This is a genomic window from Massilia cellulosiltytica, from assembly GCF_047325105.1.
GTDB classification, from domain to species: domain Bacteria; phylum Pseudomonadota; class Gammaproteobacteria; order Burkholderiales; family Burkholderiaceae_D; genus Telluria; species Telluria orientalis.
Map to the genome: position 1 here is coordinate 4,287,761 of NZ_CP168562.1, position 25,660 is coordinate 4,313,420.

The window sequence follows — 25,660 nt, forward strand, 5'->3', positions numbered from 1 at the left end:
GCGATTCAATATATGTATTGATTCGAGATCATCACCTGTGAGAGTGTGGGAATTCGCTGACAAATCGCAATGACGAGTGTTGCATGTTAGCGCACAACATTTTTTGATAGCGAGCGCCCTCCTCGCGTCCTTACAGGGCGTAACGCCTGCAGATTCAAATATTGTATTGACTGAATCAAAATTAGGATTGGCATTTTATTAAAGCGAAAAGATACCGTTATATGGCGCCGGCGCGAACACGCTCTATTCCGCCGGAACAAAAAAATATTCAATAAACGGAGATAAGCTTGAAAAACCATAAGACACCATGCCATTCCCGCCGTCGAGCCGGATCCAGCGTTTTTACGCTCACGATGCTGGCGGCACTCATTTCAAACGCCTACGCACAATCCGCGTCCGAATCGGATAAAACCGCCGGCAAGGAGAATGTCGAGAAAGTCACCGTGACGGGTTATCGCAGTTCGCTGGCCCTGTCCGCGAACGAAAAGCGCGAAAACATCGGCCTGAGCGATACCGTGTTTTCGGAAGACATGGGCAAGTTCCCCGATCCGAACATCGCAGACGCGTTGTCGCGCGTACCCGGTGTGACGGTCACGCGGGCGTCGATCGATGGCGAGGGCATGAACGTCTCGATCCGCGGCATGGGCCCGGCCTTTACCCGGGTGCTGCTGAACGGTGCGCCGATGGCGTCCGCGTCGGCGGGCAGCTGGGGCGGCAATATCAGCGCCAACCGCGAAGTCGACATGGACTTTCTTCCGTCGGAGCTGTTCCGCAGCGCGACGGTGTACAAGAGCCAGCAAGCCAGCGTCATCGAGGGCGGCATCGCCGGCACCGTGGACATGCGCAGCGTCCGGCCATTCGATAAAGCCGGCTTCCGGTCGGCCTTTACGCTCAGCGGCAACTACCGCGACAGGGACAAGAAGCCGGGTACGACGGGTTCGGCCCTGATCAGCAATACGTGGAACACCAGCAGGTTCGGCAAATTCGGGATCCTGGGCGGCGTGGCCTGGGGCATGACCAAGTACCGTACCGACGCATTTGACACGGTCGACATGCGGAATCTCCAGTTGAAATCGTTCCAGGCCAATGCCTCGGACAATCCGAACAGCACGGGGGGCGGATCGCAATCGACACCGGACAAGGTACCGGCAGGCCTGCCTTTGAACCTGTTGCCGGATTACGCCCGTTCGGTCCTCGTCCCTGGCGCGACGATCGACCGGGCGATGTTATTGGCGCTCAACCCGGGTGCGACCATCCAGCAGATCGACAATGGACTGATGGGCCGCCTGGGCCGGCACCAGGTATTCGAAGGCCAACGCCGCCGCGCGGGCGAAGTGATCAGCGTTCAATGGCAGCCGAACGAAGACTGGAACCTTTACTTCGACACGGTGTTCGCGCAGAAGCGGAATGAGATGGAATGGCAGGCAATGAACGTGGGTACCCGCGCAAACACGCCTATCCCCATCGGCATGGAATTCGACCGCAGCGATTGCACGATCGGCTGCGTCATTACGAAAGCGACCCTGGCCAACACGTTCTGGGGACTGGAATACCGTCCGGATATCGACAAGACCAAGTTCCGTAGCCTTAACCCCGGCTTCGAATGGCGCCCGAGCGACAAGTGGACGATCGACGGCGCATTCAACTACACGCTGAGCAAGTTTTCCCGTGACATGCCGCAGGTTAAGGTTGCGACGATGGCCGCACCGTCCGTCATTACCTACGACAACACCACACCGGGTCAGCCGCCTACGTTCACGGGCAACCTGAATCCCAACGACCCAAGCAACTTCGGCTGGTACCAGGCCGGCCAGGGCATGTCGGGCCTGGTCATGGATTTGTACGAACGCAGCAATTCGACCCGCGGCACGCGCCTGAACGTCAAATGGGGTGACGACGACTTCAGTATCAAGGTCGGCGGCACGTATGACGATATCGAGCGGCGTTACCGCAGCTATACGGTCGCCGATGCGTGGGCCAACGTTACTTGCGGCAACAACCTCAACTATACGTTCTTCGGTCCCAACACCCAGATCCAGAACCCCGGTTGCGACGGACGGTATGCCCCTGGGCCGATGACGAATGCCGCCACCGCGTATCCGGGCTACGGTACGGGCTCCTCAGCCGGCCAGACCACGCCGCTGGCGTACCTCGGCTCTCTCGTCCCGAATGGTGCACTGGCAAATTACCTGCAGCCGACGGACCATGGTTTCATCACCCTGGACTGGAACAAGTTCGCCAAAGACACCAATTACCAATATTTCCGCGACAATATTTACAAGGGCTTCTTTAGCGGCAGTGGCGGCTACATCCGTGAAGCGGTGGGTGGCGCCTATGCCGAAACGAATGGCCGACTGAACGTGTATGGCCGTACCCTGCGCTTCAACGCCGGCGTCCGCTATGCCCGTACGAGACAAACGATCGGCGACCTCGCGGCCACTGCCGATCCTCGCAACGCGACGCTGCAAAACGGCGGCCTCTATCCATCCGTTGCAACCTGGTCGTACGAAACCGTGACTTACCACAACCTGCTGCCGTCGGCGACGCTCGCCTATAACATCACGCCGAAGATGATTGCCCGGATTGCGGCGTCGAAATCGATGACGCGGGCGAATCCCGCCGACCTGCGCCAGACCAGGCTCTCCATCGGCGACCAGGGGGCGCGCCAGGGCAGCATCACCAATCCGGATCTCAAACCGTTCCAGGCCAATAACCTGGATCTGGGTCTGGAATACTATATGTCGCGCGACTCCTATGTTGCCTTGGGCGCGTTTGCGAAGGACATCGTGGACCGTCCCGGTACGCATATCGTGCAGTACTCGCTCGCCCAGCTGAACCAGATCTATGGCACGGTCGGCCTGACGGCAGCGCAACAGCAATCCGTCGATGCGAGCGGTGGTCCGGACAAGCATCTGGTCGAGATCACCGAGCCCTACAACATCGCAACGAAGCTGAAGATTCGGGGTCTCGAGCTCACCTGGCAGCAGGCACTGGATATGTTGCCGGTGAAAGGCTTCGGCTTTACCGGTAACTTTACCTACACCAAACAGAAAGACGAGACCCCGAATGCGCCGCCCGTCTCTGGTGTGCCGCCACGCACCAACAACCTGACCGTGTATTACGAACGTAACGGTGTGAACATGCGCGTGACGCGCCAGTACCAGGCATCGACCGTCGTCAACGTCAACACCGGCCTGACGGTACCGGGAGGCGCCTATGCCTACAGTACGGGGCGCCAACAAGTGGACTTGTCCGCGGGCATGAACCTGCAGAAGGTATTTGGTTTCGGTTACAACACCGACCTGACGTTGAGTGTATGGAACGTGAACAACGCGATCAGCCAGACCTACACGCAATTCAACGGCGCCGTGTTCAACCAGAATATCCCTGGCCGCAGCTATACGCTGTCACTGCGTAGTACCTTCTAACACGTTCTACCGCCCCGCAGTCGCGGGGCGGCGTCCGACTGTCTCCGCACGATGTCAAGGCTCATACTGGATCGCTCTACACCCGGAGCCCGTCCCTCGCGCACCGCCCGCACGTGCCGAAGAAGCGCATGTATCGCCAGGCCCGCCATGTCGGCAATTGGATATGCTAGCGTCGTCAGTTCGGGCCAGTTCGATGTGGCGATCGTGGTGTTGCCAAAACCCGTAACAGTCAAATCGCTGGGGACATTCAAGCCGCGACGAAACGCGACCGCGACTGCCGCAGCAGCCATGTTGTCGCTGCTCGCGAAAATCGCCGTTGGACGTTCCGATAAATCGAGTAATCGTTGCGCCGCATCCAGGCCTGATCGGTAAGTGAAGTCGCCGGACACAACCAGATGATCCGACACATCCGCCCCGTTTTCGCTGATGGCAAGACGATATCCTTCCAGGCGACGTAAGCCGACAATATTATCCCTGGCGCCGGAAATGAAGCCGATACGATGATGGCCGAGACGAATCAAGTGGCTTGTCATTTTGTATGCCGCCTCGCGATCGTCGCCATAAACGGCGCTGACATGCTCGTCGGTAAATGCGGAGCCAACCACTACGGTTGGAATGTCCAATTCGCGGAAGGCACTTGTTACCATATCTTCCGTGTAGGGTGATGGCAAGAAGATCATTCCGTCGACCCGTATGTCTTTGGTGACGACCAGATTCACATTATTGACGACAGATTGATCAAGGAGATTCAGCAGAAATTCGCTCAGGAAACGGGAATCCTGGTTGTGAACGACACCGATCCGGACAGTTCTGGAACCGGCCAGAATGCGCGCCTGATCATTCGGCGCGTAGTGCAGTGCCTCAAGCGCAGCGGCGACCTTGCGCCGCGTACGCTCACTCACTGCCGACTCCCCGTTCATGGTTCTCCATACGCTCATGACAGAGACGCCAGCGAATCTCGCGACGTCGGCAAGCGTGGGAATTCCGCCGCGTTCAAAACTTCGGCACGTATCGTCGATCCGATATTTCTTCATGGTTTCGAACCCAGGGACGTTTCGTGGGGCTCTGCGCGCTACCACAAGCAACGATATGTCAAAAAAATGCCCTGTCTGCCTTTCAGCGAACAGGGCATTCATACCCGATTCCGGGCGAGAGGAGACGAGAAACTGAGTTACCAAACCATATTACAGCAACGCACCGAATAACCTGATTCAAATCGTATTCTTGTCGATACAACGAATGAATGGAGTGAAATCCCGTATCGGACTGCTCAATGGACGGGTCGGGATCGGCGCAGTACCTTGCAGAAAATCTGCACAAAAAATACCATTATTGTATTTCACAATACAATAAATGCATGGATTAGTATTGATAACTGCACTACCCTAATTATGATCGGACCAAACGGTATTCCCCCTGGCCCGATCTGTTTTTTTTAATACGCCAACCGGTACACCGTGCCCGCGTACGGCAGGCCTTTCTTGGAGGAACCAAAATAGACAAGCTTGCCAATCTTCATGTCGGCTGACTCATGATTTAAGGAATAAATCGATGTTCGAATTAAGTCAGCTCCGTTGCTTCGTTGCCGTGGCCGAGGAATTACATTTCAGCCGTGCCGCGGAAAGGTTGAATATGACTCAACCTCCCCTCAGTCGCCAAATCAGGCTTTTGGAACACCACGTTGGCGCGCAACTTCTCGAACGAAATAGCAGAGTAGTACGCCTTACCGCCGCCGGAAAGGCGTTTTTACCCGAGGCAACGCAGATTTTGCGCTTCTCGGAGCAGGCCTCTCTTAAAGCGCGTCGTGTCGCAAAGGGCGAGCAAGGGGCGCTGACGATCGGATTCACTTCCGCTTCCGGATATAGCCTGCTTCCTGAAGTGGTACGCCGATTACGGAGTTTCCGTCCCGGCATTGCGCTTTCGCTCAAAGAACTGGTCAGTACAAGCCAGGTCGAAGCGTTGAATGCCAGACAATTGGACATTGGCCTGATGCGCCCTCACCTTTTGAATAACGAACTTGAAAGCAAGGTGCTGCTCAGCGAACCTCTCATGTTGGCCGTGCCTGCGGAAACCATTGATGAATGGCCAAAAGAGCCGACCCTCGATTGCATTCACGGAAAACCTTTCGTCATGTATTCACCACAGGAAGCCAGGCCGTTTTATCACATGCTCAACGCCCGCTTTCAAAAAGCAGGCGTGATTCCGGACATCGTCGAGCATGTCGGCCAGGTCCACACGATGCTGGCGCTCGTGCGAGCCGGACTTGGCGCCGCATTGATCGCCGAAAGCGCAACGAGCCTGCAATTCAATAACGTTGCTTTTCTTCGGATACAAACGGAGCCTGTCGAAACGATCGGCGTCTGGCGGCGGGACAACGACAATCCCGCACTCGGTCTTTTTCTGGAAGAAGTCTTGCCATCGTTTGGAGAGGATGAATAGCCGCGGCCACCATTCAATTAGTGGATCAATCAAGTCATTGATTGATTTGGACAGAATAAGTTAGAAGTATAAGATCGTTTCAGCTTGTCAACGTTATCGAAAACTTCCAGCTTACTCATGAATAGTGCCGTCAAGAATGCTCCCGTCGTAACCGATCTGCGCGTCGTACCTGTTGCCGGCAAGGACAGTATGTTGCTGAACCTGAGCGGCGCCCATGGCCCCTGGTTCACACGGAACGTCATCATCCTGACCGACAGTAGCGGCAATACGGGCCTCGGGGAGGTACCGGGCGGTGAGAACATCCGCCGCACGATCGACGATGCGCGCCCGCTCGTGGTCGGCAAATCGCTTGGCGAGTACAACAGCGTGCTGGGCGCGATGCGGGCAGCATTCGCGGACCGCGATGCCGGCGGCAGGGGCACGCAGACCTATGATCTGCGCACGGCCATCCATGCGGTAACGGGCGTCGAATCGGCGCTATTGGATTTGCTGGGCCAATTCATGGGGGTTCCGGTGGCCGCCCTGCTCGGGGAAGGCATCCAACGTGACGCCGTCGACATGCTCGGCTACCTGTTCTACATCGGCGACCGTGACCGGACAACGCTGGGTTACCGCTCGGAGCCCGATGGCGAGGATGCCTGGCTGCGTCTGCGTAACCAGCCGGCCCTGACCCCCGACGCAGTCGTGAAGCTTGCAGAGGCGGCCCATGCCCGCTATGGCTTCAATGATTTCAAGCTCAAGGGCGGTGTGTTTTCCGCCAACGAAGAGATGGACGCCGCGATCGCCTTGCATGAACGGTTTCCAGATGCCCGCGTCACGCTCGACCCGAACGGGGCCTGGTCGCTGAGCGAGGCCATCCGGGTCTGCCGCGACCAGGGCAACGTGCTCGCCTATGCCGAGGATCCGTGCGGCGCCGAGAACGGCTTTTCGGGACGTGAAGTCATGGCGGAATTCCGGCGCGCGACGGGTCTGCCGACCGCGACCAACATGATCGCGACCGATTTCCGCCAGATGGCGCATTCGATCCAGCTGCAGTCCGTCGATATCCCGCTGGCGGATCCCCATTTCTGGACGATGCAGGGATCCGTTCGTGTCGCCCAGTTATGCCAGATGTTCGGACTGACCTGGGGATCGCACTCGAACAATCATTTCGATATTTCGCTCGCGATGTTCACCCATGTGGGCGCAGCCGCCCCTGGCAAGGTCACCGCGATCGACACACACTGGATCTGGCAGGACGGCCAACGCCTGACGAAGACACCCCTGAAGATCGAGGGAGGCGCGGTACGGCTGCCGCAAAAACCGGGGCTCGGCATCGACATCGATATGGTCGAGCTTGAAAAAGCCCATCAGGATTACAAGAACCTGGGGACGGGAGTCCGCGACGATGCGGCCGCAATGCAATTCCTGATCCCCGGCTGGAAATTCGATAACAAGCGCCCCTGCATGTTGCGTTGATTCCAGCAAGCGCCGGCGATCCTCAACCCACGTTCCGCATGCCGCGAATCGAACGGTTGCGTTATCACGCGTCGCCGCCAGCATTTGTATTTTTTATTCGTTCATAAAAATAAACTTTGGAGACTCTATGAACAGCAGCAAGAATCGTTCACGACACAACGCCCATACGGGCACCCGCATCCTGCAACTCACCATCCTGGCAAGCATGGTGTCCACCGCCTATGCCCAGGAAGCGGCGCCGACGGCGCCCCAGACGGTGACCGTGACGGGTTACCGCGCCTCGCTGGCCTCCTCCGCGCGCGACAAGCGCGAAGCCACCGGCTTCCAGGACTCCATCTTCGCCGAAGACATCGGCAAGTTCCCCGACACGAATATCGCCGAATCGCTGAATCGCATCCCGGGCGTCCAGGTAACGCGTGAAATCACGGGCGAAGGCGTCAACGTCCAGATCCGCGGTCTCGGCACGAGCTTCACGAAAGTGCTGTTGAACGGCGCGCCCGTCGCCGTTGCGTCGACCGGCACGACCGACGCCCAGAGTTCGAACCGTGAGGTCGACCTCGACCTGCTGCCGACGGACCTGTTCACCAAGCTCACTGTCAGCAAGAGCCCGACGGCGTCGATGCTCGAAGGCGGCGCTGCCGGCGTCGTCGACATGCGCAGCGCGCGCCCGTTCGACCACAAGGGCGACTTCAATTCGTTCAACGTCGTCGGCACGCGCAGCCAGGTGGCGGGTAAATGGGGCAACCGGGGTTCGCTGGTATCGAGCCGCACCTGGAACAACACCTGGGGCCTGCTGGGTGGCATTGCCTGGGGCAGCACCAAGGTCCATACGACGGGCTACGAGACCATCGGCTACACGAACCCGAATCTCTCGGCCGCACAAAACAACAGCTCGACGCGCAACAATACCGGCGGCGGCAACTTCACGATTCCGGCCACCGTACCGTCCAATGCGGGTAACGGATTGACGCCGGGCGCCCCCATCGACCAGGCGTTCCTGCTCGCCCATAACCCAGGCCTGACCATCCAGCAAATCGATAACGCCCTGATTCCGCGCCTGGGACGCAGCATGGCCGAGTACGGCGACAAGGGCAAGATCACCGCCGTCCTTTCCGGCGAATACCGCCCGAGCGACAGCCTGCACTTCTATGTCGACTCGATGTTCAGCGAAAAACACAATACGCTGGAGCGCACGGACACCTCCTGGGTCGGCCGCAACGGCGCCGTCATTCCGCTCAACATGAAAGTGTCGGGTGGCGACTGCGCCAATGGCTGCGTGGTGGAGAGCGGCACGTTCGCCAATGCCCAGTACTTCCTCGAGTATCGTCCCTATAACGAACGTGTGCGCCTGATCGGCGTGAACCCCGGCTTCGAGTGGAACCTGTCCGACAAACTGAAGATGGACGGCCAGGTGAACTACACGCGCTCGACCTTCACGCGCCAGTCGCCCACCGTCGGTCCCGTCACGGCACAGAATTCGGGCACGACCATCGATTATCAGAACGGCGCGCTCCCGAGCATTACCAGCAACGTCGACACCTATGATCCGGCCAGTTGGGTTCTCAATACCTCGCAAGGCGGCCGCGTCAGCATCAATGCCGAAGAGCGCATGACCAAGACGCAAGGCGTGCGGTCGTCCCTGACGTGGGGCGACAAGGCGTTCAGCATCAAGGGCGGCTTCGCATATGACGACATCATGCGCCGCATTACCGCACGCGACAACACGACGGCATGGCAAAACCTGGTCTGCGCCAACTCGGCCAATTGCCAGGGCCCCGGTTCGCTCGGCCTGGGCATTGCCAACTACCTGGTCCAGGGTCCGGACAACCTGCTGTCGGTCGACTTCAACCGCTTTGCGGCCGCCACCGGTTACGATGCACTGCTGCAGTCCGCGCCCGTCGCGGGCTCCTCCAACACGGGCGCCAGCACGGGTTATATCGACGAAAAGACCACCGGCCTGTTCCTCCAGGTCGACGGTACGGTGCCCGTGTTCGAGCGTTCGCTGCGTTACGACGCGGGTGTGCGCTACGTGCGTACCAAGCAGAATGTCGGCGCCTACAACTCCACGGTGGACCCGCGCAACGCGACCCTGCCGGCGGGGAGCACGCCGTTCCCGAACATCAGCCAGTGGGTCTATATCGACAAGACCTACAACAATACGCTGCCCTCGGCCAGCCTGGCGTACGACCTCGCGAAGAACCTCGTGCTGCGCGCGTCGGTATCGCGCAGCATGACCCGTGCGAACCCGGATGCGCTGCGCCCCGGCATCAACTTCTCGTCGCCGTCGGCCGATACCGCGACGCTGGGCAGCCCGGATCTGAAACCGTACATCTCGGATAACTTCGATGTCGGCGTCGAATACTACATGGGGCGCGAAGGCTATCTGTCGGCCACGGTCTTCCAGAAAAACCTGAATGGCTTCACGTTGAACCAGAACGTGACGGTGCCGTTCAGCGCCCTGGCCGCCTACGGCATCACGTACAACAACCTGACGCCGACCCAGCAGGGCTCGCTCGATGCGCGCGGCGGCCAGAACGCCGCGACGATCGTCACGACGTCGCAGCGCAACGCGTCGGGCCTGCTGAAGGTGCAAGGACTCGAGCTGGGCTGGGTGCAGCCGCTCGACAAGCTGCTCCCGTGGCGCGGTTTCGGTTTCTCGGAAACGCTCACCATGATCAACCAGAAGGCGAGCGGTGAAGGCTCGGCCGGCTTCGTCGCACTGGGTGTGCCGAAGAAGAGCAACAACTTCCAGGTCTACTACGAAAACCATGGTTTGCTGGCACGCCTGTCGCACACGTATTCGCAGGGCAGCCAGAATTCCGGCCCGAACCAGAACGGCATCACGAACGCCGCCTTGTTCGGCGATGATTTCAAACAGCTCGACTTCTCGTCGCAGGTCGACCTGGCGGAAATCATGGACCGTGACAACTATCCCACGCTGACGCTCGACGTCGTGAACCTGACGAACACGACCCGCCGTGCCTACTTCCAGTACCCGAACGCGACGTTCACCAGCTACAAGCCGGGACGTACGCTGGCCGTCGGATTGCGCATGAAGTTCTGATCACCATGCCGTCGCGGTGGCCTGGCAGTACCACCGCGACAAGACCGTGCATTGCTCCCTCCTGGCTCTCGGGAGTTTGATCGCTCTGCTCACGCGGAGCGATTTTTTTCAATGTGCGAACGATGCATCAGTGTTTTTGATAGAGGGAATCATGCAAAACATGTTCGTATTCAAGCGGCGGTTTGCCACGTTCTGGCAAATCGCCTTCGTTCTTGTCATGTCGCTGGGGACGCCGTGGGCCTTCGCGGCGCCGAGTCTCGGTCTCGGCGTCCAGCTCGTTTCTGCAACCCCGAGCGCAAACAGTATCCTGCTCGTGAGTGACGGCAATGCCGCCCCGCTGTACGTGGACAAGGCGGACCACTGGGGCGTCATGCGTGCGGCCACCGACCTGCAAGGCGACATCGACAAGGTCACGGGCACGAAGCCGGCCCTGTCGACCTCGGCCGCCAATACACGCACCGCCGTCATCATCGGGACGCTGGGCCACAGCGCGCTCGTCGATGCATTGGTCAGTGCCGGCAAACTCGATGTGAAAGCGATACGCGGCAAGTGGGAATCCTTCGTGATCGCCAACGTCGCGAATCCCATGCCCGGCGTCGAACGCGCGCTCGTCATTGCCGGCAGCGACAAACGGGGGACGATCTACGGCATTTACGAGATCTCGGAACAAATCGGTGTCTCCCCGTGGTACTGGTGGGCCGACGTCCCCGCGAAGAAGGCCAGCGCGCTGTTCGTGCGCGCGGGCGCCTGGGTCCAGGGCCCGCCGGCCGTGAAATACCGCGGCATCTTCATCAATGACGAGGAGCCGGCGCTGGGCAAGTGGTCGCGCGAAAAATTTGGCGGCGGGAATTCGAAAATGTACACGCATATGTTCGAACTGCTGCTGCGCCTGCGCGCCAATTACCTGTGGCCCGCCATGTGGACGAATGCCTTCAACGAGGACGATCCGGACAATCCCCGGCTTGCCGACGCCTACGGCATCGTGATGGGCACGAGCCACCACGAACCCATGGTGCGCTCCCACCACGAATGGCTTGCGCACCGCCGCGACTATGGCAATGGCGAGTGGAACTATGCGACGAACGAAGACGGCCTGAAGCGCTTCTTCCGCGACGGCATCCGGCGCAACAAGGCCTACGAAAGCATCGTGACGATGGGCATGCGCGGCGACGGCGATACGGCGATGCCGGATGCGGGCGGCCTCGACGCCAACAAGAAGCTCATCGAGAAAATCATCCACGACCAGCAGCAGATCCTCACCGAAGAAATGGGCGTCGACCAGCGCCAGGTGCCTCAGCTGTGGGCGCTGTTCACCGAGGTCCAGAAGTATTACGACGCGGGGCTCAAGGTGCCCGACAACGTCACCCTCCTCTTCACCGACGACAACGTCGGCAACCTGCGCCGCCTCCCGACCCCGGCGGAGCGCAAGCGCAGCGGCGGTTCGGGCATCTACTTCCACATGGACATGAACGGCGGCCCGTTCTCGTACAAGTGGCTCAACAGCAATCCGCTGCCCAAGATCTGGGAGCAAATGAATCTCGCCCATGAGTATGGTGCGAACCAGATCTGGATCGCCAACGTCGGCGACCTCAAGCCGCTCGAGGTGCCGATCGAGTTCTTCCTCCGGCTTGCGTGGAACCCCAAAGGCATGGGCAAGGACGACATCGCCGGCTGGACGCAACGCTGGGCCGAACGCGAATTCGGGCCGCAGCATGCCGCGGAAATCGCCGACCTGGTCGCGAAGTACGCGAAATACAATGCCTGGCGCAAGCCGGAACTGGTGCGGCCCGATACGTTCAGCCTGGTCAATTACCGCGAGGCCGAACGGGTGTCCGAAGCCTGGAACGCGCTGGCGAAACGCGCCACGCAGCTGAAAACCTCGATTCCCGCGGACCAGCAGGACGCGTATTACGAACTCGTGCTGCACCCTGTCCTGGCGCTGTCGAATTACATCGATCTTCAGATTGCAGCAGGCCGCAACCATCTGTACGCCAAACAAGGACGCTACGCCGCGAACATGCAGGCCGAGCGCGTCCGCGCCCTGTTCAAGCGCGACCAGGACCTGTCGGATTTTTATAACACGCAGGTGGCGGGCGGCAAATGGAATCACATGATGGACCAGACGCACATCGGCTACCGCGACTGGCGTTCCCCACCCGAAAACGTCATGCCGGCGACCGCCTCCGTCCCTGCCGGCGCCGCAGGTGAATTCGGTGTCGCCATCGACGGTTCCGACCAGGCCTGGCCGGGCGGCGAGAACACGCCGACCCTGCCCTCCTTCGATTCCATCAACAAGCAGCGCTCGTATATCGACGTGTTCTCGAAAGACGGGCGCCCGCCGCGCTTCACCGTCGACGCCGACAAACCATGGGTCAAGCTGTCGCAGGCGCCCGCGCCCGACGGGAGCAACGACCAGCGCATCTGGGTCGATATCGACTGGACCCGCGTTCCGGTCGGGTCTGCACAACTGGGGCAAATCACGGTCAGCGAAGGCAACCAGCGCGTCATCGTGCGGTCGTACGCGACCATCGCCGTCGGCGACGAGACCAGGGCGGCGGCCGGCGCGTTCGGCGGCCAGACCGGCCCCATCGCGTTCGATGCCCAGGACGCCGTGCGCAACATCCCTGGCAAATATGCCCGCTGGGAGTGGTTGCCCGACTATGGACGAGGCCCGGGCGCGATGACCGTGTTTCCGGTCACGGCGCGTACCGCACCATTTGCCGACTCGCCGCGTCTCGAATACCCGGTCTATTTTGCGTCGGCCGGCACCTGGCAGGTCGATCTGGTGACGGCGCCCACGCTGGACAATTATCCGGGACGCGAGCTGGCCGTCGCCGTTGCCATCGACGACGACACGCCGCAGGTCGCTCGGGTCTTCACACCGACGACGCGAGCGGACCAGACGTTCCTTGGAAAATATCACTACAAAAATACGTCCGAGAATGCACGTACCATGCGCTTCACTGTGAAGGTGCCCGGTCCCGGCAAATACGACCTGAAGATCATCATGGTCGACCCGACGATCGTCGTGCAGAAAATCGTCCTGTACGATAGCGCCCTGCCCGACAGTTATTTCGGGCCGCCGTCGACCCCACGCAATCCGCCTGCGCACTGAGCAATTCATCACCCACCGATGAGGACCTGACATGAACCTGCGTTACCTTGCCGTCGCCGTCGCCGTGTGCTGGGGGGCCTGCCTCCCGACGTATGCCGAGAACCCGATTATCCAGACCAATTTCACGGCGGATCCAGCGCCACTGGTGCACGGCGACACGGTATATCTCTACACCTCGCACGACGAGGACGATGCGCAAGGTTTCAAGATGCGCGACTGGAAGTTGTACACGTCGAAAGACATGGTCAACTGGACCGATCGCGGGACGGTCGCCGATCTCTCGGTCTTCGCCTGGGCCAACCAGGACAACGATGCCTGGGCGCCGCAAGTCGTCGAACGCAACGGCAAGTTCTACCTGTACGCGCCGGTCACGGTCAGCGGCTCGCCCCGCAACGTGATCGGCGTGGCGGTCGCCGACAGCCCGCTGGGTCCGTTCAAGGATCCGCTAGGGCGTCCGCTGATCGATCGGGGTGAAGGCTATTTCGATCCGACCGTGCTGATCGACGACGATGGGCAAGCCTACCTGTACTGGGGAAATCCGAACCTCTGGTATGTCAGGCTCAACAAGGACATGACCTCCTACTCGGGCAAGATCGAACGGATCGATGCGAAACCCAAAAACTATCAGGAAGGCCCGTGGGTCTACAAGCGGAACGGCAAGTACTACCTGGCCTATGCCTCCACGTGCTGTTCGGAAGGCATCGGCTACGCGATGAGCGACACGCCGACCGGTCCCTGGGAATACAAGGGCCAGATCATGGATCCGACCACCGAGTCGACGGGCAACCATCCCGGCATCGTCGATTTCAAGGGCAAGTCCTACGTGTTCGGTTTCAGTTACCGGCTGAACTTCGCGGAAACGCCGTTGCACCGGGAGCGGCGCTCCGTCTCGGTCACCGACTTCAGTTATCGGCCGGACGGCACGATCCCGACGCAGCCATTCTGGAACACGACAGGCGTCAAACAGATCCAGCCTCTGTCTCCCTATCAGCGGGTCGAAGCCGAAACCATCGCATGGGAATCCCGGGTGAAGCGGGATTGGGACCGTCCTTTCGACTGGGTGGCCGGGGTCAGGACGGCGAAGAATCCGCGTGGCGGGATGGTCGTGTACCCGGTCGGCCCGCGCGCTTACGTGAAAGTGGCCGGGGTCGATTTCGGCGCGCGCGGGCCGCGCACGTTCAAGGCGAGCGTGGCCAGCGCCAGCCCGGGGGGCCACATCGACGTCCGGGCCGGATCGCCACAGGGCACGCTGGTCGCAAGCGTGGACGTGCCCGCCACCGGCGGCCCGGACACATGGCAGGAACTGGCCGTGCCGGCATCCGGTGTCGCCGGCGTGCAGGATGTGTACCTCGTCTTCAATGCCAACGGACGCCGTGTCGGCTTCAACGTCGATTACTGGCAATTCGAATGGCTGTGTTCGCGGTAGTTCGGTAACCCGCTCGTCTAGCCGAGCTGGACCGCGGCAGACAGCAGATGAGCCGGCTTCGTGAGCCGACGATCGTCCAGCACGCGCTGCCAGCCCGAGTAATGGATCAGGTAGCGGCTCGCCACGCCGCGGAACCGCACCAGCCAGCTTTTGAACCGGCTGTGCCAGCTGTTCACGTTCTGCACATGGATCGCGCCACGCGCCCGAACGCCGGATTTCACGTTCACCGCTTCGTGCGTGATGCCAGCCTGCTCCGCGAAATGCTGATAGACGATGGCGCCGTCGGTGATCAAGAGGGCGTCGTCTTGCAGCACGGGTTTGAGGCACTCATGCAATTGCCCCACCGTCACCTGGCCGCGCCCCGTATGAAAATCGAGCGTCCGGCCACTGCGGTCGCGCGCGACGAGCAGGCAATCGTGTTCCCGGTTGATACCGCGCCGCTTGGCAACGCCGCCACGTTTTCGGGGTGGCCGCGTCAGGTTGCGCGCACCCTTCTGCGACTCCAGCCGGTAGGTTTCGTCGGCCTCGACGATGGCCGACAATGTCGCCGGCCGGTCGCGCATGACTCCGGGCACGAACCGGTGGCGCCACCGGAAGCTGGTCGTGCGATGCACCCCGACGACTTGCGCGGCATCGCGCACCGTGCGCGATTCGAGCACGCATTGCAGGTACGGCAGCCAGAGCTCCTTCTTGCGCAGCCTTGCTAGCGGCGTACCGGTCAGTGCGTTGTGGCTGTGCCCGCAGCCGAGACAGCGAAAGCGCTGCAGTCCGCTGGCCTGGCCGCAGCGGTGCTTGCGGGCGCAGCGGCAGTGCGGACACGGCCGGCCCGCCGCCGCCTGCTCGATCAGGGCAATGCACTCGGCCGGATCCACGATGCCGGCAATCCATTCCCGTAGCCGAGCCAAGTCGTCTGGGGACAACTGCACCGCCAACAGCAGGGCGAACAATTCGTCGAACGTCAGGCCGCGCATCGTCACTCCTCATGAGTTAACTCGGCGATACGTATGACCTCCACAACGAATTTCAGTTCACATAAATAGCGCGAACACAGCCATTCGAATAGGCCTCGATGCCCAGGCAAGATTGCATTGCCTGGGCACTGCACGCTTGCTTGCCTGGACAAGAAAGCGGCGATACGGCGTGCGTATTGCTAGACCAGCTTGTAATACTGTTCCCACTCCTTGCGCGGCGGCATGCCGGCCAATAGCGCGTTTGCCAGCTTGTGGTTGGTGATCTGTTTCGTCGCAGGATCGAAGACGAGCCTGGCGTTGACCCGCTGGGCGATCACGCCGAGCCCCATCGTCTGGCACAGCGGCCCGGCGACGGCGAAGCGCGAGCGGCAGGTTTCCTCGCCCATGCAGGCCTTCAGGAAATTGGCGAAGTGGTTAGACGGGCTCTTCGGCACGGCAGGCAGCGCGATATCCCGCGCGGCGTCGCCGAGGATCTGAAGCTCCGAACCGTGCGAACCGCCCTTGAAGGTCAGGCCGTCGCCGTAGATAACCTTCCCGGGCGGAAGCACGGCGCCGGTGGCGCTGCCTTTCGATGGCGGCGGCACGCTCGGATCGACGACGCCGGCCCCGAAGTTCTTCGGCAGCGGCGGCAGATTGTTCACGCCGTCGTACCAGGTCAGTTCCAGCGGCGGCAGCGCACCGCGTTGCGGGAACCGGAACGCCAGCGTCGACGCCTGCGGGAAGATGAAGGGGCTGTGCCCTTCCAGCCGCACGGCTTCGACTTCGGTCGGCAGGCCAAGCTGCAGGAACTCGTGCGCGGTATCGAAGATATGCGCGCCCCAGTCGCCCAGCGCGCCGTTGCCGTAGTCGAACCAGGAGCGCCAGTCGCCGTTGACGTAGCCGCGATTGAAATCATGGTAAGGACCGGTCGCGGTCCAGACGTCCCAGTCCAGCGTTTCCGGTACCGGTTGCCGCGGCAGGTAGCCGGACACCGCCATGCCGTGCCAGCGGCGCGGATTGTTCATGAACGCCGTGATAGTGCGCACGTTCTTGATGATGCCGGCGTCGACCCACGACTTGAACTGGAAATAATTGGCCTCCGAATGGCCCTGGTTGCCCATCTGGGCAGCCACCTTGTACTTGCGCTCGGCCGCCATCATCATGTCGATTTCGCGGAAGCTTTGCCCCATCGGTTTCTCGCAATAGACATGTTTTCCCTGCGACATGGCGAGCATCGCGATCGGAAAATGCGAGAAATCGGGCGTGCCGACGCTGACCGCCTCGAATTCCTTGCCCATCCTGTCGAACATGCGGCGAAAATCCTGGAAGCGCGGCACGTTGGGGAACATGTTGAGGATCTCGACGGTATGCGGCGCGCCCATGTCGACGTCGCACAAGGCCACGACGTTCGCGAGCCCCGTCGCGTGCAGCGCCTTGATGACCTGGGCTGCGCGATTGCCGATACCGACGCAGGCCAGGTTGACTTTGCCATTGGATGCCTTCGCCTGTGCCAGCATCGGCGTGGCCATCGCGGCCAGGGCGCCCTTGACGATCGTACGGCGACGGGTAGAGAAAAGCGGCTGCGACATGGTGTCTCCTTGTAGTAGTCGGTTGTCGTTATTGATAGCTGCCGGGCCAGGCGATCTCGCGGCCCTCGTCCATTGCCGCCTGTCCCATCAGCGCGGCGATCCCGGAACGGTAGGCGTGCTCGATCATGTGCGGCATCCGCTGGCCCAGGCGGATCGCGTTGGCGAAGGCGGCCATCGACAGCTCGGTGCCGTCGCCGCCGCCCAGTTCGTGCCGCAGTGATTGCCCGACTTCGCCGGACTTCGCTTCCGGCTTCCAGCTCGGCGCACCGATAGCGACCGTTGCGGCCCTGCCCTCCTCGATTTGCCTGACGAGTGCCGCGACGGCGGGCGCAGGAGGTGGCTCCTCCGTGTAAAACTTGCCGCTCTCGCCTTCGATCGTGCCCCTGGGTCCCATGATCTGGATTTCCAGCCCGTGGTGACGGTTGCTGGTGAGCGCGTCGTAGACCAGGGTGACGCCGTCGCGGTAGCGGAACAGCACGTTGACGTTGTCGTACACGTCGCGCCCGTCCTTCCAGTGATTGACGCTGCCGTAGCCGACACAGGACAGCGGCGCGGCGTCGAGATACCAGTTGGCGACCTGCAGGTGATGCGACGCCAGCTCCGTCAGCAGGCCGCCCGAGGTGGCGCGGTACAGCCGCCAGTTCAGCTTGCGCTCCAGGCGCGGGTCAGGCACCGGACGGCGCCAGTCGTTGTTGCGGTGCCAGCTGGCGCGGATCTGGGTGATCGGCCCGATGTGCCCGGCGCGCACCAGTTCGTGCGCGTGCAGGAAGGTGGCGCTGAACAGCCGCTGGTGACCGACCTGGAACACCCGCGGACTGGCGCTCGCCGCCCGCGCGATCGCCTTGCATTCATCGACCGTGAGCGCCAGGCTCTTTTCGCAAAACACGTGCTTGTCGGCCGCGAACGCGGCGAGGCAGATCGGCGCATGCTGATGCAGCGGCGTGGCAATCACCACGCCGTCGATCCCCGGCATCGCCAGCAGCTTGCGGTAATCGCTGAACGCCTTCGGCTTGCCGCCTGCCGCCGCCATGGCCTCGGCCAGGTGCGGCGAATAGTCGTCGCACAATGCCGCGACTTCGACGCCCGGGGTGCGCAACAGGTATTGCAACAGCAGGCTGCCGCGCGACCCGGTGCCGATCACCCCGATGCGCACCCGGTCCGAGGCCGCATCGCCTGCCGGCTGGGCGCGCAGCGGCGCCATCCACGGCAGTCCGCTCAGCAACGAAGAGCTTGCCACCACGCCCGCCACGCGCGCCAGGAAACGCCGCCGCTCCTGCGCCTCGTGGCGAATGTCGTCAAGAGGATTACTGCTCATATCGCCATTCCTTTTCTACGCGCCAGGCCCCACCCGCCAGGCCATAGTCGAACGCCACGGCCTGCGCGTCCCGGTAGCGGCGCAGCACCTCCGCACGGCGCGCTGCCGGCAGCACGAACAGGGCGGTCGACAACGCCTCGGCGTCCGCGGCGCCCTGGCAGGCGACGGACACGGTCCTGCAGCCGGTCACCGCCTGGCCATTCGCCGGATCGATGATGTGGGTTTCGCCAGGACGATTGCCCGACGTGGACAGCGCACCGTCGCACAAGTCGAACCGGTGCAACGACGTCCCGGGTTCGAACATGTGCTCGACGCCGACCTGCCAGCAGACGCCCGCGGGATGGCTGCCGATCACGGCCACCGAACTTTCCCCGAAACTGAGAAAGGCCTGTTCGACGTGCCGATCGAGCAGGAACTGCCTGATCAGGTCGAGGGCGATTCCCTTGCCGATACCGCCCAGGTCGAGTTGCAACCCCGGCTCGGTGTAGCGTACGGTATGGCCATCGGGATCCATGTCCAGGTGGTGCATGCCATGGCCGGGACGGCCTGCGCCCTGGGCGATGTCGAATGCGCCCCCCGTCAGGCGGTGATGCCGCATGCAGGCGTCCAGGACCGTCCACAAGGCATCGTTCACCCGGACGGCCCCACGGGCGGCGTGCCGATTGAGCACCGCCAGGTCGCCATCGGGCGAGAAGCGGCTCATGATCGATTCCTGTTCGCGCAGCAGTCGCTGCACCTCGTCCGCAAGCCGTGCGCCGGCCTGGTCTGCCGTGGACGGCAAGACCATGCTCAGCCGAGTGTTCATCGACGCGAAGGTCCGGTGAAACATCGGGTCGCTTATTTGCCGTGGAGGTCGCGGATCAGGACATTGCGGAACGCAACTTCGTCGCCGTGATCCTGCAGGAGGATGTGCCCGTCGGCCCATTCGCCGAACCCGGGGATGTCGCGAAACTTGCTGGCCGCGACGGCTTCGCGAAAGGCGGCCGAGCCGCGCTCGAATTCCACGGTCTTCCTGCCGTTCAGCCAGAACGTGACGGTCTTCCCTTGCGACAGTATCCGCACGTGATTCCATTGGCCGATCGGCGCAGGGGCCTTGTCCTTTGCGGCCGGAATGAGGTCGTACAGCGAACCGATGGTCCGGTTGCCGTTGCGTCCCAATTTGGCGTCGGGATGACGCTCATCGTCCAGCAACTGGAACTCGAGGCCGATCGCCGAACCCACCGCGGCCGGCTTGCCCGTCACTTTGTCGATCGGCGCCAGATTCGGCTGGGTGAAGATCTTGACCCCGCTGTTCGCGCCGGGCGTGAGCCGCGCGTCCAGCGTGAGCTCGAAATCGGCATAGCGCTTGCGGGTGATGATGTCGCCGCCGCCGCGCGATTCCTCGCCACCTTTCCCCGCCATCGTGAGCAGGCCGTCGCAGGTCCGCCATCCATGTTCCGGGAACCTGTCCGATTTCACGCTGCGCCAGGCGTCGGTGGAGGTGCCGTCCCATAAAACGGTCCAGCCTTCCGCTTTTTGCTGGGGCGTCAGCGCCATGGTCGCCCTGGCGGCAGCACATGGCCCGGGTTGCGCCCGAGCGAAAGGCGAGGCGGAAAACATCGTGGCGGCGAGAATGGCCGCGAACATTCGGTAGCGAGGCATTACAGTCTCCATGTGTACGAAACGCTGAACAACAGGGGCGCGAGCACAACATGTGGAAACCCGCAATCGATTCCCTACCCGGATAACGGAACAAATGACAAGACGCTATCCACGGGCGCATTTGTCAATACCAAGGATTCGATGTAATCCCGAGTTAATGCACCACGATGCTGACCGGCACTCATTCATTCACTCTATTTCAATAAAATAGTTAGAACCAATGTTTTGTGTATATCGATTGGTTCAAAAAAGGTATTGGTGATGACCTTTAAATGACAAATGAGTCGAATTCGGCTGCCGGGAATTACCGCGTCCGCAAACAGCACCAGCGGCCTGCTGATCAATCACGTGGCAGGCATGATCGGCCTGGTCGCCATCCCGTCTGCTGGACCTCGGGCAGGCCGGGCTGACCGTGACAATTATCACGCTGACATGCACTTGCTCGACTTGATACAAGAAAAAGTGTGCGCAGGATCAGGCTGCGCGGCCGGAACGCTCCGGCCGAACTGCGTGCTCGGGAGGGAGCGGTTCAGACGGGTGTTTCTGCCCCGGCATTGTCGGCAGGCTGTTCCTGCTCCGGCTGCTGGGCGGCCAGCATCCGGAATGACTTCGGCGTACAGCCGAATTCTTCCTTGAACAGCTTGTTGAAATATGGAACATTCGAGTAGCCGACCAAATACGCGATTTCCGACACGGCGGCGCTGCTTTTCTGAGTCAGCAGCCTGGATGCCTCAGTCAGCCGCAGTTTATTCACGTAAGCGGTGAAGGTCATGCCAAGTTCGGATTTCAGCACTTCATTGATTTTGTAGCGGTTCGCGCCGGTCCCTGTCGCCACGGCTTCGAGATCCAGTTTGGGGTCGGTATAAGTGCTGGCGATATACCGCAAGACCGAGGCTTTTTCCTTGTCCTTGTACGGTTCCAGGGTTAGCTGGCGATAGGCGACCAGGGGCAAATTGGTCTTCATTTTTGTATCCACGCTGGCCAACAGCGCGCGCGAATGCGCCAGGAAAAACCACACACCAAATGCCACCCAGCCACCCAGGACAATGACCGCCAGCGCGGCCAGGTAGCGGTAATCCCGGCCATGCAATGTCAGTTCGCTGATCTCGATATACCCGTCGACATTGCGTGGCGTGGCCATGCTGGTGCCAAACAGGATTTTCGCGACCTTGTCCAGTTCATAGCCCTGACGCGCCAGGTCCAGCTTCATCGCAGGAAACCACCACTCGGGCACCAGCAGCCGGGCCAGGTCGAGCGTCACCGGCATGCCCTGTTCATTACACGAAAAATAGGTTCTAGGTGGACGGTAAGTCTCGAACTGGCCTGGCTTGGAGATTTTTTCGTCGAAGGTGGACATCTCGAACGTCACCGACGTGGCCGGCGCACATTTGGCAACGAAGGTGATGGTACGGAACCTCGACCAATCCTGGAGAATCGGCCGCCCTTTGTCGTCCCTGAAGGTCAGGTCGGCGGCGGCAAAAGGATACGCGGCCGCATCCTTGAGCTTGAAGTCGAACCGCAGCCGGTCGCGCGACATGTCGTGCAAGCGCACCGACGACGCTCCGCCAGTCGCCACATCGGAATATGTTCCGTAATGCCAGCGGGAGTTGCCATTTTGCACCGGCAACAGCGTTTGAGTCGGATAGGTCCGATAAACAAAAACCACCGCCACCAGCGCGTCCACGAGAAGCAGGACAATCAGCGCCAGCAGCGCCTTCTTATAGAACTCTTGCATATAGGTAGGGGCCTGAACTGTCTCGGCGCCGCAGGTGTCGACGGCTACGATCCCGGCATCATAACAGGCGGTATATGGACAGTCCCAGCTATTTTTGCAGCGGACCGTGCTCACGCCAACAGGCCGCAAGTCTTCCTGTCGCCCCAGTGGACGGCGTTGGCGATGCCTGCCTGGGCGCCTGCGCGGCGCCCGCGCCGTCGAGGTGCAGGCTGGCGGTCAGGGCGCGGACGGCACGAATGTAACGATAACGCGTCCGTAACGCGTCAGCGCCGGACTGCCCTTGTCGATCACCTTGACGATGAAGTGGGCGGTCTCCGTCTTGCTGACCACGGGCGCCTGGCCCCAAACGGTATGATGGTTTTCCGCATACCCCAGCTTGATCTCCTGCCTGTAGCTGCCCGCTTCGGGATACTGAAACCACAGGTAGCTCAAGCTGTCTCCATCGGGATCGGAACTGCCGGCCGCGCTCAGCATGAAGCCCTCGCCGGATTTGACGGTCAGCCGATCGCCCGGCGTCAGCTTTACGACTGGCGGATGATTCGCCTCCTTGTAGGGCTTGGTGGTCCACTCCATTCGAGCTGCGAAATCGTTCTGGAAGTCTTTGCGCCAGCGCCAGATGGTGGTCCGGTACCCGGTGGAGACCTTGTCGTGGGGGCGCACGGCGCGGCCGAATTCGCTGTGGACCATCGGCCTGTAACTATCCACTGCGTTGGTCCAGATGGCATGCGGCTCTTGGAATACAGGGACGTTGCCGGTAAAGCCTTCCGGATCGGTATCTTTCAACGCAGGCGTATAGAACTCGTAGCGTCCACCCCAGCCGCCCCAGTCCGGATGCTCGGGTGCGTTCAGGCCGTTCGGTATCAAGGACAGAAAGGATGGCGTATCGCCCTCGACGCCAAAAGAAACATCCGGATACACCGCACCCAGCGGACCATGACCCTGTTGAATATGCGCGGCGATCCAGTCGTTGCTCACTTCCGTGCTGTCGAAGCCAGGCTCGGTCGCGTGCATCCCGGTCCAGGTGCCATTGCCATACCCGCCGGGGCTGACGATATAAAACAGATCGGGAAACTGGCTGCGTATCCAGAAACCGGAATCGTCCTGATCAGAGATCGTGTAGACGCGCAACTTCTTCACCAGGCGACCGACCTCCTCCGGTGGCTTGTCGTGTCTGATCCGATACAACGCTTGAGCAAGCGTATTGGCACCGCCCCAGACCGCAACCCAGAGGGGACGCGTATCATTTTTCTCCAAGGCCTTGATGATGGCGTCCGACCCCGGCGAGTCCTTGCCGTCGCCGACACCTTGCATGCCGTAGACTTGCGAGCCGGCGCGCACCACGGCGTTGAGTGCCTGCGCTTTCGGAAACCCCGGTTCGTGCTTCAACAAGTTGGGTTGTACCCGGCCATAGGCGTCGACGATCGCATGGATGGATTCCGGGGCAATGCGCGACTTCTGATGCGTGGAGGTCGTGGCGACGATCCCTTCGATATCGATCTGGTTCGCGTATAGAAGCAAGCGTACGAGCGACTGGCTGTCATCGGGATCGGCCTCGATATCGGTGAGGACAATCAGGCGTTGTCCGGGTTCGGCCGCGCCAAGGGCAGGCACGCAAACCAGGAAGGCCGTCAGCATCGCTGTCATTGAAAGTAATCGCATCATCTCTGTATTGCTCTGTATTGAATCGGGGCCTGTCTCGCTGGCCGGGCTGTGTGCAGGACCGGAACCGAACCCGCCCAAACGAAACGGCCCGGCGAAGAACGCGCCGAGCCGCACCGCATCCGCTACCAGCCACTCACGTCATGCGGATGTGCGTGTGGCAGCTTACCGGTTTGCGCCCTTCACCAGCGCATCGAGCAGGTCCGGGTCGAGGACTGCGTTATTGCGGCCCCGATCGATCAGGCCGCCCACATCCCAATAGAACGGTAACAAGCCATGGGCCGCTGCCGACCTGGTGACGTAGTTGATATAGTAGACGCGCGACTTCTTATGCAGGGCCAGTGCATCGCCCGTCAGATTGGTGCGGAGCATAGCGGCATACTCGCCGAGCACGACCGGAATGCCCTTGTCGACAAACTGCTGCCTGACCTTCGAGAACTGCTCATCGACATAAGCCTCTTCCATCTGGTCGGCATTGTGGGCGGTGTCCGTGGTCGAATGATTGTCCTTGCCCCAGTAATAGAATGCATGGCCCCACCATTCATCTTTTTCCATTAAAGTAAATTGCCACGGGTAGAAATGTACCTCATACATCAGCTTATTGCTGACAGTGTCGGTCGGCATGGTGGTCCACATCGTCGCTGATTTATCGATGTCCACGGCCGGTCCCTGCACCACCAGGACACGGTAGGCATTCCTGCCGCCCGTGGCGCGCACCGCATCGATGAAGGTCTGGTGGTAGGACATGAGCACCGGCATCTGGTTGGGCGTATCGACAGCCGGCTCGTTGGCGCCGGCAAATATCAAATGCTCGTCGAAGTCGCGCATTTGCGTGGCAATCTGGGTCCAGAACGCCTTTTGTTTCTCGTTGACGGCCACTTGCTTGTCGGGCTGAACGTTTCTTTCGAGCCAACCGCCATCCCAATGGATGTTCAGGAGCACATACATCTGGTTGTCGACGCAATATTTGACGACTTGCTTGACGCGGTCCATCCAGGCCTGGTCGATCTTGCCGGTCTGTTGGTTGGCGTACTGGTCCCAGGCAACCGGGAGCCGGATGGCGTTGAATCCGTCCGCCTTGGCCGCCTTGATCAGCGCCTCGGTGACCGGGGGATTGCCCCAGGCGGTTTCTCCGCCGGTCGCCTCCATCGTGTTGCCAATATTTAGCCCCAAGCGAATCTTGCTGGCAAGCTGGACAGCGGTGCTGCCCATGCCGGCAGCATCGGGCGCGATCGGATTCTGGTTGTAGTCGGGATAGAGACCCGCGGCCGGCGTTGTTGGAGCCGGCGTTGTCGGGACCGGCGTCGGCTGGGCTGGCGTGGTTGGCGCTGGCGTCGTTGCGGTTGGCGTCGTTGGCGCCGACGCCGCAGGCTTCGTGCTGGCCGCGCCACCGCCACAGCCAACGTTGAATGACAGGATTCCAACTAATATCAGTAGACGGCTGAGCTTCAAAATAACCTCGAATATTCATGCTGACAAAATTACCCGTTGGCCTCGAATATTTTTCCGGCCAAGCGCCAACATACCGAGGTCCGCGCCACGGCCGTTATCGCTTCCCCCGAAATTGCTAGCAATAAGCGAAAAATTGCACAACTTGGGGATTTACAGCTACGGCTTGAGCAAGCGGATCGTCATGCTGCGCAAGTCCGATAACAGGACGCTGTCGACGTCGCGTGCCCGCGCAAGCCGTCGCCGCCGCGGGGCGAATGCAAGGAAGTGCAGTATCAATGCGATTTTCTGCACCTTGTAAATGTCTTCACCGCTAGCGTAATTTCGGTCCTTACTCTTCCCGAACCCCTGGGATAGACTTCGCCGGTTTGCTGGACCGGCGCGCCAGCTGT

15 protein-coding genes are annotated in these 25,660 nt (G+C 61.0%); 6 read left to right on the forward strand and 9 right to left on the reverse strand.

Annotation, left to right across the window (positions count from 1 at the left end; genetic code table 11):
- The first annotated feature begins 287 nt into the window (after positions 1 to 287).
- On the forward strand, positions 288 to 3,428 hold the full coding sequence (locus ACEN9H_RS18665; RefSeq protein ID WP_413671605.1) for a TonB-dependent receptor: 3,141 nt from the start codon (positions 288 to 290) through the stop codon (positions 3,426 to 3,428).
- On the opposite strand, the gene ACEN9H_RS18670 is transcribed toward ACEN9H_RS18665, so the two are convergent.
- Positions 3,425 to 4,564, reverse strand: a complete 1,140-nt coding sequence (locus tag ACEN9H_RS18670; RefSeq protein WP_413671606.1) for a LacI family DNA-binding transcriptional regulator — start codon at positions 4,562 to 4,564, stop codon at positions 3,425 to 3,427. The two genes, ACEN9H_RS18665 and ACEN9H_RS18670, sit on opposite strands and share 4 nt — an antisense overlap.
- A 415-nt stretch (positions 4,565 to 4,979) precedes the next feature.
- Here ACEN9H_RS18670 and ACEN9H_RS18675 point away from each other — a divergent pair, with 415 nt between their 5' ends.
- The 5 genes from ACEN9H_RS18675 to ACEN9H_RS18695 all read left to right on the forward strand — a co-directional run bounded on the left by ACEN9H_RS18675 (position 4,980) and on the right by ACEN9H_RS18695 (position 14,930).
- Positions 4,980 to 5,867: a LysR family transcriptional regulator gene (locus tag ACEN9H_RS18675; RefSeq protein WP_413671607.1), complete on the forward strand. Its 888-nt coding sequence runs from the start codon at positions 4,980 to 4,982 to the stop codon at positions 5,865 to 5,867.
- A 117-nt stretch (positions 5,868 to 5,984) separates the two neighbouring features.
- Positions 5,985 to 7,325 (forward strand): enolase C-terminal domain-like protein, encoded by a 1,341-nt coding sequence (locus tag ACEN9H_RS18680; RefSeq protein WP_413671608.1) that lies wholly within the window; start codon positions 5,985 to 5,987, stop codon positions 7,323 to 7,325.
- A gap of 127 nt (positions 7,326 to 7,452) precedes the next feature.
- Positions 7,453 to 10,389, forward strand: a complete 2,937-nt coding sequence (locus ACEN9H_RS18685; protein ID WP_413671609.1) for a TonB-dependent receptor — start codon at positions 7,453 to 7,455, stop codon at positions 10,387 to 10,389.
- 151 nt (positions 10,390 to 10,540) lie between these two features.
- Positions 10,541 to 13,504, forward strand: a complete 2,964-nt coding sequence (locus ACEN9H_RS18690; RefSeq protein WP_413671610.1) for a glycosyl hydrolase 115 family protein — start codon at positions 10,541 to 10,543, stop codon at positions 13,502 to 13,504.
- 31 nt (positions 13,505 to 13,535) lie between these two features.
- Positions 13,536 to 14,930: a glycoside hydrolase family 43 protein gene (locus ACEN9H_RS18695; RefSeq protein WP_413671611.1), complete on the forward strand. Its 1,395-nt coding sequence runs from the start codon at positions 13,536 to 13,538 to the stop codon at positions 14,928 to 14,930.
- A gap of 17 nt (positions 14,931 to 14,947) precedes the next feature.
- Here the strand turns inward: ACEN9H_RS18695 and ACEN9H_RS18700 are convergent, their stop codons facing one another.
- The 8 genes from ACEN9H_RS18700 to ACEN9H_RS18735 all read right to left on the reverse strand — a co-directional run bounded on the left by ACEN9H_RS18700 (position 14,948) and on the right by ACEN9H_RS18735 (position 25,271).
- Positions 14,948 to 15,892 carry an IS1595 family transposase gene (locus tag ACEN9H_RS18700; protein WP_413675601.1) on the reverse strand — a complete coding sequence of 315 codons (945 nt, stop codon included), beginning with the start codon at positions 15,890 to 15,892 and terminating at the stop codon, positions 14,948 to 14,950.
- 188 nt (positions 15,893 to 16,080) lie between these two features.
- Entirely contained in the window at positions 16,081 to 17,469 is a 1,389-nt protein-coding gene (locus ACEN9H_RS18705) for a Gfo/Idh/MocA family protein (protein ID WP_413671612.1), read from the reverse strand.
- Between the two features lie 28 nt (positions 17,470 to 17,497).
- Positions 17,498 to 18,784 carry a Gfo/Idh/MocA family protein gene (locus ACEN9H_RS18710; RefSeq protein ID WP_413671613.1) on the reverse strand — a complete coding sequence of 429 codons (1,287 nt, stop codon included), beginning with the start codon at positions 18,782 to 18,784 and terminating at the stop codon, positions 17,498 to 17,500.
- The gene (locus ACEN9H_RS18715; RefSeq protein ID WP_413671614.1) at positions 18,774 to 19,589 is read right to left on the reverse strand and encodes an FAD:protein FMN transferase; all 816 of its coding nucleotides are present in this window, start codon (positions 19,587 to 19,589) and stop codon (positions 18,774 to 18,776) included. The genes ACEN9H_RS18710 and ACEN9H_RS18715 overlap by 11 nt, the downstream gene beginning before the upstream one ends.
- 32 nt (positions 19,590 to 19,621) lie before the next feature.
- The gene (locus ACEN9H_RS18720; protein ID WP_413671615.1) at positions 19,622 to 20,425 is read right to left on the reverse strand and encodes a DUF1080 domain-containing protein; all 804 of its coding nucleotides are present in this window, start codon (positions 20,423 to 20,425) and stop codon (positions 19,622 to 19,624) included.
- Positions 20,426 to 20,954: 529 nt separating this feature from the next.
- The gene (locus tag ACEN9H_RS18725) at positions 20,955 to 22,160 is read right to left on the reverse strand and encodes a helix-turn-helix domain-containing protein (RefSeq protein ID WP_413671616.1); all 1,206 of its coding nucleotides are present in this window, start codon (positions 22,158 to 22,160) and stop codon (positions 20,955 to 20,957) included.
- A gap of 216 nt (positions 22,161 to 22,376) precedes the next feature.
- The gene (locus ACEN9H_RS18730) at positions 22,377 to 23,795 is read right to left on the reverse strand and encodes a nucleoside hydrolase-like domain-containing protein (protein WP_413671617.1); all 1,419 of its coding nucleotides are present in this window, start codon (positions 23,793 to 23,795) and stop codon (positions 22,377 to 22,379) included.
- A 189-nt stretch (positions 23,796 to 23,984) separates the two neighbouring features.
- Positions 23,985 to 25,271: a glycoside hydrolase family 5 protein gene (locus ACEN9H_RS18735; RefSeq protein ID WP_413671618.1), complete on the reverse strand. Its 1,287-nt coding sequence runs from the start codon at positions 25,269 to 25,271 to the stop codon at positions 23,985 to 23,987.
- Positions 25,272 to 25,660: the final 389 nt, after the last annotated feature.